Origin of the sequence: Mariniphaga sp., from assembly GCF_041687215.1 — a bacterium.
In the GTDB taxonomy this organism is placed as follows: domain Bacteria; phylum Bacteroidota; class Bacteroidia; order Bacteroidales; family Prolixibacteraceae; genus Mariniphaga.
On sequence record NZ_JAWLCI010000018.1, the window covers coordinates 34,144 to 50,665 of the forward strand.

Here is a 16,522-nt window from a genome sequence, read left to right on the forward strand (position 1 = left end):
TTTTTTAGTCAATCAGATGTTGCCCGCAAAAATGTGATGTGATCTCCGAAAAATCCCTCAGGGGGGTACTACCGAGGTGGGGAGTGGTACTTCCGAAGTGGGGGGGTGTACCTCAAAGACTCAAATTTGAGGTTCCAAGAATATAATTTGAGGCAAAATGGTTCAACCTCCGGCCTCAGAGGGTCAAACGTGAGGCTTAAAGGATCAAACTTTAACCTCAGATAATCAAATTTGAGGTAAAAAGGCTCAACGTTGAGGCCCGGAGGGTATAATTTGAAGCAAAAAAGCTCAACGCTGAGGTTCAGAATGGTCAAATTGGTTTTTTAGAATTTTGAGGAACCAAAAAATATTAAACTTGTACTTTCCGTCACAGATACAGCAGCGAGGGCTTACAAAACATTATAAATCCGTTCGATGATATGCAAATATTAAATAAGAAAGGATGATAAAATTTCCACTGAAAAAAAATATTGTAAAGCTTTGGATCACAGACAACATAGTTATACACCATGTTGAAAAAAAGCGCAATTCAACTAAAATTTGAACTATTAAATTATCTTTGAAAATAAAAAATGACACCACTAGGAGAAGATTTACAAACCGCAAAGAATAATATTGCAGATTTTCAGGATATTACAATAAGAGTTCTCGAATATCTTCCAAATGTTCTTAGTGGGTCAAAAGAAAAAAATAATTACATTATTTATGTAAGCACAAATTCAGGGACTACTAAGTATCTAAGACCAATTAATAAGAAAATATTTATTAATAGTCCAACAAATTTCAAAGACAATTTTAAGGCATTTCAATTAGTTCTTGCTAAAGTTAAAACTGGCAAAAAAACTGATAAAATTGAGAAGGACATTATTGACTCGGTTCTTTATACAATCCAACAATCAATTGGTGTTGGTTTAGATTTGACTGTACACCCAAATAGTGCAAGGAAGCATGTTGGCAATAGATTTGAAGAGCTGGTTAGATGTGTTTTCACAGAAATAGGTATTACTAATAAAAGACTGGTATTAAAAATCCCATATACAAGTGATAAAAGCATAAAATATTATAAAAGTGAAAATGATGTAGTATTATCACCATACCCAAAAGTTAAATCTACTTCTAAAGACCTTAATCCCAATGAGGTCGTAGTTTCTGTCAAAACCACATCAAAAGACCGAATGGGTAAAATGTTTTTAGATAAAATTTTATTGGAAAAATTTGTAAACCATCCCCAAAAAATAATAGGTATTTTTTTGAATGATGTACAACGAAAAGATACTGATAATATCAGTTACACTTTAGTTTCCGGTTCATTTTTAGTGTACACTCAATTCATTGGGAAGCTTGAAGGAGTATATTATTTAGACCCTCCGCCAACAGCGACAAAAGCACCTTACACAAACTACATGAAACAATTCTCAGAATTAATAACGACTGATATAAAAACCTTATTAACTCCTTAATTTTTTTCTTCGTTCTTTGGATTCGTTTTCATCTTTTGCATTTGAAATTCTATAAATATGTTCTGAATCCATTAAACGCTTTTGGATAATTTCGCAATATTCCAATTCCAACTCTGTTCCCAACCATCTTCTGTCATAAGCTTCTGCAACTGCATAAGTTGTACCAGAACCACCAAATGGGTCTAAAATTAAACTATCAATATTCGACGAGGCTAAAATAATTTTCCTCAGTAATTCTACTGGTTTTTGAGTTACATGCGGATACTTCTCCCATGCGCCATTAGAAATGGTAGGAATTTCAAGTACATCTTTAGGCTTCGCTCCAAGTGGATTTGGTTCCCAACTGTAATCCTTTTTTTTACCATTCGAATACTGGGAAGATTCGGCTTGTGTTCTCTTGGGATATTTTAAAGTATGCGCATTATAAGGAATTCTAATTTTGTCAATATTAAAAATAATTTCCTTCGATTTTCGAAAATGTAAAATACTTTCATGCGAACGTCCCCAGTCATTCCCTAAATTAGCCTTATTACGATAAAACCATACTAACCATTTACAACCTTTAAAAAGATGAGAAGCAGCCCATTTAATATCAGCCAAAATCTCAGAAAAGCCGCAAACATATAATGACCCCGTTTTTTTAAGTACTCGATGTGCCTCAGAAATCCATTCCATACTCCAGTCAACATATTCTTTTTGACTTGAAAATGAATCCCACTCAGCTTTTTTGATGTTATAAGGAGGGTCAGCAAAAATTAAATCCACAGAATTGGATTCAAGTTGTTTTAAATATTTTATTGCATCACATTTAAATAATTTCCCATTCGGAGTTTCAAAAAATGGTTGTAAAACTTCAAAGTTTTGCGATTTTGAACGATATTGTAAATCCAATTGCAAATCTTGGACAAGATCCAAAACCTGTTTTTCGGAATAAACTCGATAATTATTAATTGGATGTCTGGAACTTTTAAATTTACCATTATTATCCCATCTTCTCAACGTTTCCGGGCTAATATCCAAAATTTCAGCAGCTTTACTTACAGACAAATATTTTTCCATATCCTTAAACAACCTTATACATGTTTACACAACAAATGTAAATAAAAATTTATTAGATTTGAAAGAATAAGTGAAGAATAAAACACGGTGTATAATCGAGTAGATGGCCGGTGAGCTGTTAAGCCCACCGGAGCACCTCTCACACCATTCCGATTGCTCGGGACGGTTCGCCAAGTCGTCAGGAGTACCCCAGATACAATTTTCCGTCCCATTTAGCAGGTTTAATTTGATTGTAGAGTTCCAATCCTTCGCATCTATTCAATTTTCGAATGTAATATGAGCAAGATTTCCAAAATCCGTAAACAAATGAAGCAACTATTCGTTTAATGTTTAAACATTTATATGCAAAATTTAAACAAACAAATTATGTTCGGATTATTCAAAAAGAAAACAGAAGCAGAGAAATTGAACAAAAAATACGACAAACTGATGCAGGAAGGATATGAATTATCCACCATCAACCGAAAAGCCAGCGATGCAAAATATGCCGAGGCAGAGCAGGTTCTGAAGCAGATTGAGAAACTGACGCAAACGCAGTCATCCTAAAGATGAGTGTCATATTATTTTAATTCGCCTCGGAATCCTGTTTTCCTTTTTCAGTCATTTTAGATAGAAACCACTGCTGGCATTCACACTAATTCCCAAAAACCAGTCCCTCATTTTCCACATCAATTTCAATGGGTTTGCTTTTGTCCACCTGGCCTGACAGAATTCTGCGCGACAATTCGTTCAGCACATATTTCTGTAAAATCCGTTTTACCGGCCGTGCGCCAAAGTGCGGGTCGTAACTTACCGCAGCCAGCCAGTCGATGGCCTTTTCGGTCAGGCTGATTTTCACATCGGTACCCGACAACCGTTTTACCACCTGGTTAAACTGCAGTTTTACAATCTGGTTGATGTCTGCACGCGAAAGTGGCGTAAACACAATGGTTTCGTCAATGCGGTTCAGAAACTCGGGCCGGATGGTTTTACGCAAAAGCTCCAGCAACTGGTTCCGCGTTTGCTCCATCACTATGCCCATATTATCGGCATCCAGGTTTTCAAAACTTTCCTGAATGAGGTGCGACCCCAGGTTGGAAGTCATAATGATGATGGTGTTTTTGAAGTTGACCGTCCGTCCTTTGTTGTCAGTCAGCCGGCCATCGTCGAGCACCTGAAGCAGGACGTTAAACACATCAGGGTGTGCTTTTTCAATTTCGTCGAATAAAACCACCGAATAGGGTTTGTGGCGAACAGACTCGGTTAACTGGCCGCCTTCGTCGTAACCCACATATCCGGGAGGACTGCCGATAAGCCGGGTAACCGAAAATTTTTCCTGGTACTCCGACATGTCGATGCGGGTAATCATGTTCTCGTCGTTGAACAGGTATTCGGCCAGTGCTTTGGCCAACTCGGTTTTTCCCACACCGGTTGAACCCAGAAAAATAAACGACCCAATGGGGCGCTTTTCGTCCTGCAAACCGGCCCTACTGCGGCGAACAGCGTCCGAAACGGCAGCAATGGCTTCATCCTGCCCTACCACACGTTTATGCAACTCGTCTTCCATGAGCAACAACTTTTCGCGTTCGCTCTGCAACATTTTCGAAACCGGAATTCCGGTCCAGCGGGCAACTACTTCGGCAATGTCTTCGGCGTCAACTTCTTCTTTAATCAGGCTGTCGCCAGCTTTCATTTTTTGCAACTCTTTTTGAAGCTTTTCAATTTCATTCTCAGCCTCTTTTATTTTTCCGTAACGCAGTTCGGCCACACGGTCGTAACGGCCCTGACGTTCGGCATCTTCAGCTTCAAATTTGTAATCTTCAATTTCAGCTTTCTTTTTCTGAATGGAGTCAATAACCTGCTTTTCACTTTCCCATTTGGCGCGCAACCGGGATTGTTCTTCTTTTAAATTTGAAATTTCTCCACCCAGCGAATCCAGTTTTTTATGATCCTTTTCGCGCTTAATGGCTTCACGTTCAATTTCCAGTTGTTTGATGCGGCGTTCAATTTCATCCAGCTCTTCCGGCACCGAATCCATTTCCAGACGCAGTTTGGCCGCAGCCTCATCCATCAGGTCGATGGCTTTGTCGGGTAAAAACCGGTCAGAAATGTAACGTTGCGATAACTCCACTGCCGCAATAATAGCATCGTCTTTTATCCGTACTTTGTGGTGACTTTCGTACCGTTCTTTTATTCCACGCAGAATAGAAATGGCGCTGAGTGTATCTGGTTCGTCCACTTTCACCACCTGGAAACGGCGTTCGAGCGCTTTATCTTTTTCAAAATATTTTTGATATTCGTTAAACGTAGTTGCACCAATGGCGCGCAACTCACCACGGGCCAGTGCCGGTTTCAGAATATTGGCCGCATCCATGGCGCCTTCGCTTTTTCCGGCGCCCACCAGGGTGTGAATTTCGTCGATAAACAGAATCACTTCTTCGTTGGAATGCACCACTTCGTTTACCACTGCTTTCAATCTTTCTTCGAATTCACCTTTGTATTTGGCGCCGGCAATCAATGCGCCCATATCGAGCGAAAAAACCTGTTTGGATTTCAGGTTTTCGGGCACATCGCCACGCACAATCCGGTGGGCCAAACCTTCGGCAATAGCGGTTTTTCCGGTTCCGGGCTCGCCTATCAGAATCGGGTTGTTTTTGGTACGACGGGTAAGAATCTGCAAAATCCGCCGGATTTCCTCATCACGGCCGATCACCGGATCAAGTTTCCCTGAACGCGCCCTTTCATTCAAATTCAGGGCAAACCGGTTGAGCGAATTGAAACGGTCTTCAGCAGTTTGACTGTCCACTTTGGAGCCTTTGCGCAGTTCCTGTATGGCTTTTTGCAAATCATTTTTGGAAATGCCGTTGTCTTTCATTAAGCGGCTTACAGAATCGCCCCCATCAAGCAGTGCCAGTAAAATGTGTTCTACCGAAACATACTGGTCGCCCATTTCCTGAGCCAGCGCCAAGGCTTTTTGCAGCACACGGTTGGCCGTTGTAGAGATATAGGGTTCACCGCCGGTTACCCGCGGGTACGATTCAATGATCTTGTCAGCCGCCTGTTGAAAAATGGAAATATTTACGCCCAACTTTTTCAACAAAAATTCCAGCACATTTTCGGCGGAATGGGTCAATCCTTTCAAAATATGGCCGGGTTCAATACTTTGCTGGTTATTTCCCTGTGCAATTTGAAATGCATGTTGGACGGCCTCCTGGGCCTTTATGGTAAAATTATTCAGATTCATATCACTACTCTTTAAAATTCCGAAAATCAGCTACAAATTACAATCCATAAATTACTGACAGTCAATTTGTCACGTAAACAAAGAAATATGATGAAATTATTTCTGAAAAAGAATTTTTGAAGTGATTTTTTGGCAGGGAAAAGAGAAATTAAGCTGTGTAAGGTATAAAATGTGCCAACTGAATTTAGTTGGTCCCGAGCATTTAGCGATTTTTTAAATGATATTCATTTTAGTGAATGTGTTATATAATTCACTTATTTATTGTTTGCCATTTTTACTAAGTCCCCCCGATTTTTGAAACGAACATCAAAAAGAATAACTTAAAGGCAACAGGTGCAGCGCACCCTGATATTTGTAGATTGAGATTTTAATTATATCATGAAGGTGCAGCGCACCGTAACATAAGAGATATTGCGGTGCGCTGCACCTTCATTTTAAATCAACATCAATTGTTCTACAAATATTATCGCGACGCTGTCGCTTTCTGCTTTAGTTATATAGTAGGTTTGATGAAATAAAATAAGGTTTATTCGAAACCAGAAAAACCTTATTTTCAATGCATTAACCTTGGTAGAATAGTTACACGTTTGATTTTTACCTTATTACCTTATTGCTCTCCGAAAAAGATTATATTAAAAAATAAAATGTCACCGCCATTTTTAAGGCGAGTAATTTTATTGATAACATACTCATTTATTTTCCTTTAACATTCAATAATATAAAACAGTCATACTCTACAAAAACGCTGAGCATTCGGGAGCAATTACTTTTTGTCAACTTACATATATGTATAAACATATCCCGTTTTTAGTATAAGACTCTCAGGAAACATATTTGTATCTATTTAAAAAAGTTCAGGTTATAACTTACCATCACTTCGTGGGTGCCATTATTGAAAGTATTCAGTTTTGAAAAACTTAAATCGTAGGAATATCCAATCAGCATGTTTTCGGTGGCATTAAGTTGTGCCAGAAGCCCCCAGGAATCGCCAAACCTCAACATGGTTCCAAACCAGAACCGATCTTTTAAACCCCCAAGTGCAGTTAAATCGAAGGAAACCGGGGCATTTTTCACAACCTTCAGCATGGAGTGGCTTTTAATTTTAATGAATTCGTTCACCGTGAAAATGTGACCTCCCATCAGGTATAAATGAATCTTTTCCCTGCCAACATATTCTGAAGAATAGTCTTCGCGGCTGATACTGTTTTCAACGAGTTTAGGTACCGAAATGCCCACATACGTTTTTTCAGAAAAAAGAAATCCTCCCACACCAAAGTTTGGCAGGAAGTTTTTAAAGATATCCCGCTGGTAAATCGGGTCAGGATTAATGGTTTCCAGTGAGACAAGGTCGGCACGGTAAAATGAGAAGCCACCCTTCAGACCAAGACTAAGCCTGAAATCCTGATTCAACCGCAACCAATACGAATAATCGAAATAGAGCCCGGTTTGCGTAAGCGGCCCTATTTTATCGGACAAAACAGAAAAGCCAACTCCCAAATTCAAATCCTTTATGGGGGTATGAAAAGAAAATGTCCGTGTACGCGGTGCACCGTCGAATGCCACCCACTGATTACGGGCCACCACCATAAAATTACCAATTTCTTTGGTGCCTGCATAACCCGGATTCACTATCAGCAGATTATCCATGTACTGCGTGTACATCGGGTCTTGCTGGGCAATGGATACACCTGTACTTCCGCTTAAAATAAGCAGCAGAATTGCAAGTTGTGTTATTTTCTTTCTTACCATCATTTTGCTACCTGTCTAAATAAACCGAACCAACAATACGTTTTTCACCGTTGCCCAAATCGAGCACGTAGAAGTAAGTTCCGCCGGGCAATTCCTCGTTCCCCAATCTTACGCCGGTATTCGATTTTCCATCCCAAAATGTTGGTGACGTTTCAATTCCATAATTATTGGCCCGGTAAACCCGGTTGCCCCAGCGGTTAAATATTTCGATGCTATTCCCCTGGTAATGTTCAATACCCTGAATTTCAAAATAGTCGTTTACCCCATCGTTGTTGGGTGAGAATGCGTTGGGAATAAAAAAGCGAAAATCGTTTATCAACACGTAAACCATGGCATTGCTGCAATTTCCGGCCAAATCGCAAATGCGGTATTCAAAATAGTCGTTCCCGTGGAAATTCCTGTCCGGATCATAAACAATTGCCGGACCTGTATAATCAACCGAAGCCGAACCAAACATGGGTTGCACGGAAACTGCCAGTGAAGCCGAATCTAAATCGCCGTCCACATCATAATCGTTGGCCAGAACATCTATTTTAACAGAAATGCGGTATTGAGTAGTGTCGTAATCGTCGAGCGCCACCGGTGCAGAAGCCAGCAAACCGACGGTAACCGAATCCACATCGGAACAGCCAAACTGGTTGGTAACCTGCAAAATATATGTTCCTGTTTTACTCACCACCGGGTTGGCTGTTGTTTCACCACTTTCAATAATGCCGTCGGAAGTCTTCCACAAGTACTGCAAGCCGGTACCCAAACTGCTGTTTCCTTCCAGAACTGCCGACTCACCGCCGAACATAAATACATCTTCCCCCGCATCGGCTACAACTTTAGAAACATTAACCCAAACAGAATCTTCAGCACTAAAACCATATTCATTCGAAACGGTGAGCGTAAATAGTGTGGTTTCGCCTGGCACAAAAACCGGAGTCCGGCTGTTGGGATCGTCAAGCAATTCGGCAGGTTCCCATCTGTAGTTAAATGATTCACTCAGATTGAGGGCAGCCAGTGTAAAAGGATTGCAATTGCCGATGGTGGTATCTCTTCCGGCCAGTTCAACCCACTGGTTACCCGGAGCAACCAAAATAAATCCGGTTCCCTGCACACATTCCTGAGGATCATTGGTATTGCAAACCTGGTAAACGAACCAGTCAACTCCCACATATCCTTCTTCTGGAACATAAGTAAAAGTACCATCGGGATAAATCTGCACTGTTCCGTGAGACGTTGAAATCACCGCCTCAGAATTGTACACCAGATTTTCACCCAAAAGGTCATGATCATTTTCACGAAGGCTGTAAATTCCACCCGCCACATGCAAATACATATCATCCGATGCCGAAATGGGTTTCTGCACTCCATCTCCAAAATCGCTCACAAATACATACACCCAGGCTGAATCGCATTCAACAGGTGACCCCGAATCACAAATGCGATACATAAACCGGTCAATACCTTTATAGCCCGGAAAAGGTGTGTAGGCAAAGCTGCCGTCGTTGTTTATAACCACAGTTCCGTTTTGCGGGCCTGATAAAGGAGTAGTATTCACATTCAATGGCACACCAAATCCGTCGGGGTCAATATCATTTGCCAGTAAAATACTGAAAACAGTTTGATCGGGCAGGGTTAGCGCTACATCGGTAACTGCAACGGGAGCTATATTATTCGTTGTTTCCAGTGGCAATATTCTGATTTCCACATCAGCGCCGGTACATTCGTTGCTTTGGTTTAAATAACAAACCCGATAACTGAAATTCACTTTCCCGGTGAATCCGTCCGGTGGTGTATATTCATAAGTTCCGTTATCGAAAAATGTTAGTCCGTTAATTCCTTCACCCTCAAGTGTGTAAACCACGCCGGCATCCTGGTTAAGAAAATCGAAGTCATTGATGCTTACATCGCCAAACAGTTTGGTATTTTCATACCCCATATTGATGTCAGGCAATGCCACCAGTGAAGGAATAAATCCTTCCACTTCGGAAACTGCAAAGGATTTTGAAATGATTTCAGACAAACACCCGTTGGCATCGGTTGCCTGCACAAAAAGTTCATAGTTGCCTTCGGAATCCCAGAAGCGTTCTTCAGTGGAATGTGAAGTGGAAATAAAATCATTACGGTTGTTAAATTCATCGGTAAACCACCATTCATGCATAAAATCTGTACCAGATAAGACCCTGAATGTATGGCTGGAAAACAAAGCGATTGTTTCCGGCAACGGATTTTCAAATTCAATTTCTGGTATAGCATGGATGGTGTGCTTATGAACAGCATTGGTAAGTTGCAACGGCACATCATTGTCATCTGTAATACTTATTAATTCAACGGTAACTGGTGTGCTAATTCCGGGTCCGGTACTGAACCACTCATCACTTATCTGTAATTTTTGCAGACTGAACTCAAGCAGAACTGAATGAGTTGAGCCGTTTACATTGAATTCAATTTTTAGCGGAAAATAATTTGAAGTGAGCGGCAGACCGTCATTATTCAGTATTATAAGAGGTAATTCAAAACTGTTTTCTGAACTATTAAAACAGGATTGACTTGCTACAGACTCAAAACCTACTGACCGGTTATTCGGTATAACAGTTACGGACATTGCTTTGGAATTAGTGCACCCTGAAATATCCGTTTCAACCACCGCGATGTAATACAAACCTGGTTTATCCCACTGAATATTGATAATGTGACCGGTATTTCCATTGGGGAAAACCACCTCGGGATCAGTGGCTGAAATGGAAAAAGTTGGTTCGTTGAAAACAGTCCATTCATATTCACTTCCCGTGCGTTCTTCAACAAAATACGAGCGTGTTTCGCCAACAGAAACTACAAAGTGCTCCTGTGCCGCAGCAAAAGCCACAGCCCAAATCGTCAGTATTGCCGACAATACCAGGCGCCTGTATTTAAAAACTGTTCGCATTTATGCGCGCATACTTTTATTTTTTAGCCACTAAATCACGAAGAATTCGCAAATCATATCATTAAAATCATTTACATATACTTAAAAGACTTTCTTTACATAATCTTTTTCCATTCAAATCAATAGTGACCTTTACGTCCCTGTAAAGAAAAATCCGGTTCAGACCATTCCAATGCCTTACAACATCCAGCCCGGTTGGGCAGGGAATTTTTCCCTGCCCAAAAGCTGTATTTTGAAAAGCTATTATTCATTTTAAAACTATTAGTCAGTCTGTATTCCAGTTGTTGACGGACGAGCTTGAATAGTTTGAGTCTGAACAGGAGTAGCAGTAATATCAGTCCCTGCATTATTGGTTATTTCAGTAACGGCATTTTCACCATCGTCTTCAACATCTGACAAGGTAAGTGTAATCGTTTTTTCTGAAAGATTTTCTTCGAATGCAGCATCATCAGATGTGCCGTTATTCACATTTACACGGAAATAAACAACTTCTGAACCAGCCCCATTGGCAGGAACTGTAAGATTCGGTTCATCATCCCACTCAGCAAAGGTTCCTGCTTCTCCAATTTTATATTCCACTGTTACATCAGTATTGATAGTTTCGACAAAGGTTCCAACAAATGACCAGCTTGAATAAAGATCAGATGCCGTCAGTTTAAACATGAAATTGTCGGTTCCGTAATTGTAAGTAATATCTGCTCCATCAGCAGAAAGTGCAATATCAACCGGACAACGAGTAGGATCATCTGTCAAAGTAGTACCGTCTGAAGCAAGAGCTTCAAATAATAATGTGAAATTGTTGGTTGGCAAAATTGGAATTGCTTTAATGTTAGTACATAAAGGGTCAACTCCAACTTCCTGTACTACCAAATAATAATAGTTTGTTGTTGATGCAGTTGGGTTCCATTTTAATTCAATACTATTACCTCCAACAGTTCCAGTGTTATATTCAACTCCACCATTTGTTGTAATAACTTCAAAATCACTTGTTAATGCAGTAGGTGTTAAAAGGTTTCCTGGAGTTGTACTAATCCACCACGTGTAAGTACTGGTTTCACCAGCTTCAGTTGGAGTTTCAAATGTTCCATTTACCCAATACTTGTGTATTGATCCAATCGAAGGTTCAGTTCCGGTATTTGTTTGTGCAAAAACCTTTGCACTCATTGCGGTTAAGGCAACCGCGGCCAAAAGAATAAATAGCTTTTTCATGTTTGTAAATTTTAATTGTGAATAAAATAATTTGTTTAAAATGTTAATTTATAAAGTTTTATAATTCCTAATCAGTTGAAATATCTGATGTTTGCGGTATTGGGTTGATGCTTTGTGTGGCTGTCCAGTCATCACTGTCAACATCGGGTGTATTGTATGTCAGTTCTTTGGCAGATGTAAAAGTTAAAATCACATCTTCAGCACTGTAAAGTTCTCCGGTTGCATCCATTGTAATGGTAACTGAACCTGCGCCGGATGTACTCGTCAGATCAGTTAGTGTATATGTTCCACCACTTTCAGAAAGCGTTCCGGAACCGGCTGATACATTGGCAACAGTTGCACCGCTGGAAGAAATTAAAGTAAAACTAAACTCCCAGTTTGGATTGAAAGCTGCATCGTCGGTTTTCATATCCACTACAAAAGAAACTTCTGTGGTAACATCAGTTCCTGCATAATTTACCATGCCGTCGGCAGCATTACAGGTGGCAGCAGGCGCAACTGCAGTTACATCGAAGGTGTTTTCAGAAACTGTTATTTCAAGTTCTTTGATAGTTGCACAATTTGTTGTTCCGTCCAATTCAGTAAATTGCAATTTGTATGAACCTGCTGTTGTCCAGGTTATATTTGCAACAGAATTATCCCCATCAATGGTTTGGGAATTAATAATGTAACCCGTAGACTCTACAATACTCCAGGTGAGAGAATTAGATGTACTTTCGGGTTCAACTGTATAGTTATGAGTTGAACCCACAAAAGGCGTTTCCCCATCCTGTGCCATTACCCCGGAACTTATCAGCAGCAGGGCGGTGGCAGTCATTAAAAATGTAAATACTTTTTTCATTGTTTTGATTTTTTGGTTATTATTTTTTGTACAATTTTTCATTTTTAGTCAGGGATTATTTCACCGGTTGCTGGGAACGGATAAATTGTTACTGTAAAATTTTCCTCGTCCACACATCCACCACCGGCATCGTCATAAATATATAAAGTGATTGAGATTGTTATTTCATCTCCGGGATTCAGTAAACTTCCAGTGCCCCCAGGTCCGGTAAAATATGCTGCATTTCCGCTAAGGTTTGATCCCGAAATAGCAGGTAAAGTAAGACTGCCGCAGGAATTGATGTCACCGGGATTGGTGATTTGAGGCGGGTTACATTCATAAATTAATTCCACAATATAAGGAGGAATGATTCCACCGTCCACATTTTCCTCAAGGGAGGTTTCGGTACCAGAATGGCAGTCGTCCGTATTGGTTTGGGTTAATCCATCGTAATTATCACAAGCAACCAAACCTGTATTTTCGTTAATTGTTCCGAAAATATAAATACTGGCATCGTTTATCACAATGTCTCCCTGTTGAGTTGCCCCATCTTTTGTCAGGTTACCCATCACAATAAAATAACTGGAAAGATTCAGGCTAACTTTATTTGTTAAATGAACATTGCCCTTTACCAAAACGAGCGAATTGACTCCCATCACAAATTCCGACTCATTGTTGCCCTGAAAATTCATTGTCATATCGTTGTTGACTATCAAAGTTCCATAAACAATCAATTTTCCAGTAGCATTAATTGTTAAATCATTAACTTCAGCAGTTGTTCCAGCCTGTATTGTTACAATATCATTTATGACAACATTATCTGTGGCTGTTGGAACAGAACCCGTTCCCCATGTGCCTGGGGAACTCCAATTACCATTGCTGGTTGAAGTAATTTGTGCCTGAAGGGGATTTGAAGAAAAAAACATTAAAAACAAAAGCAATAAAAACAGAGCAGGTGCTTTTCTGAAAAACATCCGCTCCTGGAAGCAATTTTTTAATTTCGAACTGGCATGTAAAGGTTCAGCCATCCACTTTCTTTAAGGTTATAGTTTTCCAGCAGCAAAACAGCCGGTCTTCAAACGAAGAGGACGCCCAACTGTTTGCCCGTTTTTTATTTTTGGTTTTTAAAAATCAAAAAATTATTCTGCCAAAATCTTCTCTATTTTTTTTGTGTCTTCCGTCCAATATCGGTTTGCAGACTCAAAAACGGGACAAATATAATTTTTTTCGCCCAATTCGAGATTAACTAAAAAAATTTTTAATAGAATGGGAAACCACATCCCAATAAGGGACAGGCAAAAATTAAAAGAGATGCAAAGGTACTAATTGCTGAATAGGGCTGCATGTAGCCGAAAGTGCATAGAATGAAAGCAAATTCTCTTCTATATTGGTGTTAAAAAAACCGGAATAGCATCAAAATAATGCTCGTATTTTGTTTAAGAAGGAGTTCAGAAATTAACTTTTCCAGGTGCTTTGTTTATCAATAAAATAACATTTTGATTTACCAACGAGCGAAAGCCAAACTACTTCTTAACCATTTTTTGGGTAAACAATTCATTTTTCCCGCAGGATACTTTTAACAAATAAATTCCACTTTTTGCGTCGGACAATTCGATTGATTCCTGGTTGCCCAATGGAAATACTCCATCTTTTTTATAAATCGTTTTTCCAAAAATATCGATTACCGAAACTTCAACCTGATCGCTGTTTTCAAAGGCCGAAAAATCAAGAAAAAATTTATTGTCAAACGGGTTGGGAAATGCAAGAATTGATTTTTGGACAATCAAATCGCTGTCGGTAGCCAGGTTTGTTTGAATTTCAAGATTATCAATTGCCCATCCCCAGCCATTCAACGATTGGTCTGAGGCAAGCCTGAACCGAAAAAGTACCGTGTCACCTGCGGAGAAATCTGTATTATCGGTAAGGTGAATTATATTTTTCAAAAACATATTCTGGTTGCCCACGGCCTGTGATTTGTTGTTTACCGTTGAAGTTAAAAATGCCGATTCCCATTTTTCATTTGCACCGGAATCGTACCCGGGTGAAAAAGGAGACCAGGTAAAACCATCATCTTTACTTCCTTCCACAATTACAAAATCCCAGAATAAATCTTTTGTAAAGTCAGTGCCTTTTTCGCCGGGTTCTACCAAAACCACTTCATCAAAACGCAATTCGCCACCCTCCTGCAAAATAACCGGGTATTTTAATTGCGCAATCAGGTTGAATTTTTCGTCTTTCACTGCCGACAAGGGGTAAGGATTGATAGTATGCAATATATTATCTGAAAAACCAACCATTCTTGAAATATTGAAATCGGCAACTGCAAAATCGGATAAGCCGGTCTCAAAATCAGAAGAATATTCGTTTACCGGTTCAAGTGATTGGAAAAAACTGACCGAATAAAATCCGGCTGATGGTGAATATTTTTTATTTCCATTGGCCGATTTATCTTCTGCAACAATCCGGTATTCCAAATTTCCATTTTTAAACTGTTCGTTATTTAGCTGGAGTATTCCTGAATAATTTTCTTTTCCTGATAATTTAAGCTCAACAGGAGATTGCAATTCTCCGTTAAATTTATACTCCACTTTAACCGTATTTACCCCGAGATTATCTTTTGCCAAAGCATGAACTAAAAAATCGACCGAATTTCCGGGAATAATTTTTTGCGGATTATGGGCAATTACTGGTGGAATATAATCGGGGCCAATTTTAAACGTAAGTTTTTTAACTGGCGCAGAGAATGGGAATGTATAAGTTTTCCCATTTGTTGTTTTGGCTTCAAAATAATAATCAATTTTTCCGGTGGAATATTCAAGAGCAATTATTCCCTTAAATTTCCCGGCAGAATCAGCGCGGGTAAGTTCTGCAGAAGTTGAAGTTTCAAAATTATTGGCAGAAGAAATGATTTGAACCGAAAAATCTTTGGTTTCATCTCCAGTATAAATTTCAATTTCAACAGGTAGTTCAGCACATGGTTCTTCAAAATCTTTTAAAGGTTCAAATTCGAAAACAGGGGCATTCCAACCCATTTCATTTAAAATAGACAAAACTTCATTTCCCGGATGATGAATAGCTAACCCTTTGTCTGCAAATGGCATCATTAAACCCCCATCATCTGTTAAATGATAAATACTGGCTCCTTCATTCCAGTAGGGAGGTGAATAAACTTCTGAAATCCGGGCATTTTTTTCATTTTCGTTTGAAGCTAAAAATCTAAGATTGCCCGAAACCAGTGCATTATGCAGTTGAACTGACGGACTTGGAAATAGAACAGAATTGGCCAACTGCTGGTTATCTGTGTTAAAAACATACAAATCGTAAATGCTGGGCACATGGTTTCCGTTATTCAAAAAACCATTGGTACCATCATCTTTAAAAAATCCTGAAAAACCCAGTCCGTGGGCAATTTCATGCAGAATTGCAGTAACAAAATCGTAATGTGTTTCAGGAGTATTTCCATCAGTCCCAAAATACCACGGCAAATTCTGATTAAAACTGCAAATAATATCATAATTTCCAGGATTCATATCTTCACCAGAAAGCTTTTCAGCCAGCGCAACCGGGTAATAAACATTTTTTTGCAGTACTTCCTCAAAATTCATATAAAACGAAGTTGGTCTGCTTTTGGCCAGAATGTTGGCATCCATCGATTCCATTTTAACCAGAACATTTACGGGAACCGGGCTATAAAAAAGACCCTCCCAAATTTGAAATGCATAGTTTAGGGCAGAATGTGCATCCTCAGTTAAATTTTCTGAATTTATCTTGAAAACCGCTTTAACAGAACCTGCAGATTTCAACTTTGATTTTTCAGGCGGTCCGGTAAATTTTTTGTTAATATTGCCTGATGCATAGTTAACAAAGTCATTCGTTAATGTTTTCTTCACTACCTCATTTTTTTGAGCTACGGCGTTGAAAACTCCCGAAATTAACCATAGTATTATGAACAGCCTATTCATTTTCATTAACTTTATTAAAGCATGATATTATGCAACTAAGTTAATGGGATCCAAACTGGTAAATCGATTTTAAAACCTTATTCATGGGTTGAATAAAGCCGTAAAACAGGACTGGAAAAGGACATA

At 39.4% G+C, this 16,522-nt stretch carries 10 protein-coding genes; 2 read left to right on the plus strand and 8 right to left on the minus strand.

The window, feature by feature from the left end; all coding sequences use genetic code 11:
• Positions 1-572: 572 nt before the first annotated feature.
• The gene (locus ACESMA_RS08570; protein WP_372948381.1) at positions 573-1,460 is read left to right on the plus strand and encodes a hypothetical protein; all 888 of its coding nucleotides are present in this window, start codon (positions 573-575) and stop codon (positions 1,458-1,460) included.
• Here the strand turns inward: ACESMA_RS08570 and ACESMA_RS08575 are convergent.
• A complete protein-coding gene (locus ACESMA_RS08575) occupies positions 1,449-2,519 on the minus strand; it encodes a DNA methyltransferase (protein ID WP_372948382.1) in 1,071 nt (356 codons plus the stop codon). The genes ACESMA_RS08570 and ACESMA_RS08575 overlap by 12 nt on opposite strands.
• 366 nt (positions 2,520-2,885) lie before the next feature.
• On the opposite strand from ACESMA_RS08575, the gene ACESMA_RS08580 reads away from it, so the two are divergent.
• On the plus strand, positions 2,886-3,065 hold the full coding sequence (locus tag ACESMA_RS08580) for a Lacal_2735 family protein (protein WP_372948383.1): 180 nt from the start codon (positions 2,886-2,888) through the stop codon (positions 3,063-3,065).
• 88 nt (positions 3,066-3,153) lie between these two features.
• On the opposite strand, the gene clpB is transcribed toward ACESMA_RS08580, so the two are convergent.
• The 7 genes from clpB to ACESMA_RS08615 all read right to left on the minus strand — a co-directional run bounded on the left by clpB (position 3,154) and on the right by ACESMA_RS08615 (position 16,324).
• Positions 3,154-5,742, minus strand: coding sequence for an ATP-dependent chaperone ClpB (gene clpB / locus ACESMA_RS08585; RefSeq protein ID WP_372948384.1), 2,589 nt, complete (start codon positions 5,740-5,742; stop codon positions 3,154-3,156).
• An 840-nt stretch (positions 5,743-6,582) separates the two neighbouring features.
• Positions 6,583-7,494: a type IX secretion system membrane protein PorP/SprF gene (locus ACESMA_RS08590; RefSeq protein WP_372948385.1), complete on the minus strand. Its 912-nt coding sequence runs from the start codon at positions 7,492-7,494 to the stop codon at positions 6,583-6,585.
• 4 nt (positions 7,495-7,498) lie between these two features.
• Complete coding sequence (locus tag ACESMA_RS08595) at positions 7,499-10,405, minus strand: Ig-like domain-containing protein (RefSeq protein WP_372948386.1); 2,907 nt, start codon at positions 10,403-10,405, stop codon at positions 7,499-7,501.
• Between the two features lie 261 nt (positions 10,406-10,666).
• Positions 10,667-11,614, minus strand: coding sequence for a hypothetical protein (locus ACESMA_RS08600; protein WP_372948387.1), 948 nt, complete (start codon positions 11,612-11,614; stop codon positions 10,667-10,669).
• Positions 11,615-11,681: 67 nt separating this feature from the next.
• Positions 11,682-12,455, minus strand: coding sequence for a hypothetical protein (locus ACESMA_RS08605; protein WP_372948388.1), 774 nt, complete (start codon positions 12,453-12,455; stop codon positions 11,682-11,684).
• A 44-nt stretch (positions 12,456-12,499) separates the two neighbouring features.
• Positions 12,500-13,462, minus strand: a complete 963-nt coding sequence (locus ACESMA_RS08610; protein WP_372948389.1) for a hypothetical protein — start codon at positions 13,460-13,462, stop codon at positions 12,500-12,502.
• Between the two features lie 495 nt (positions 13,463-13,957).
• Positions 13,958-16,324, minus strand: coding sequence for a T9SS type A sorting domain-containing protein (locus tag ACESMA_RS08615; RefSeq protein WP_372948390.1), 2,367 nt, complete (start codon positions 16,322-16,324; stop codon positions 13,958-13,960).
• Positions 16,325-16,522: the final 198 nt, after the last annotated feature.

What these genes read in the sequence shown, in the direction of transcription:
- ACESMA_RS08600 (WP_372948387.1), bottom strand. Translation starts at nt 11,614, where the DNA reads ATGAAAAAGCTATTTATTCTTTTGGCCGCGGTTGCCTTAACCGCAATG.
- ACESMA_RS08580 (WP_372948383.1), top strand. Translation starts at nt 2,886, where the DNA reads ATGTTCGGATTATTCAAAAAGAAAACAGAAGCAGAGAAATTGAACAAA.
- ACESMA_RS08605 (WP_372948388.1), bottom strand. Translation starts at nt 12,455, where the DNA reads ATGAAAAAAGTATTTACATTTTTAATGACTGCCACCGCCCTGCTGCTG.
- ACESMA_RS08590 (WP_372948385.1), bottom strand. Translation starts at nt 7,494, where the DNA reads ATGATGGTAAGAAAGAAAATAACACAACTTGCAATTCTGCTGCTTATT.
- ACESMA_RS08570 (WP_372948381.1), top strand. Translation starts at nt 573, where the DNA reads ATGACACCACTAGGAGAAGATTTACAAACCGCAAAGAATAATATTGCA.
- ACESMA_RS08575 (WP_372948382.1), bottom strand. Translation starts at nt 2,519, where the DNA reads ATGGAAAAATATTTGTCTGTAAGTAAAGCTGCTGAAATTTTGGATATT.
- clpB (WP_372948384.1), bottom strand. Translation starts at nt 5,742, where the DNA reads ATGAATCTGAATAATTTTACCATAAAGGCCCAGGAGGCCGTCCAACAT.
- ACESMA_RS08595 (WP_372948386.1), bottom strand. Translation starts at nt 10,405, where the DNA reads ATGCGAACAGTTTTTAAATACAGGCGCCTGGTATTGTCGGCAATACTG.
- ACESMA_RS08610 (WP_372948389.1), bottom strand. Translation starts at nt 13,462, where the DNA reads ATGGCTGAACCTTTACATGCCAGTTCGAAATTAAAAAATTGCTTCCAG.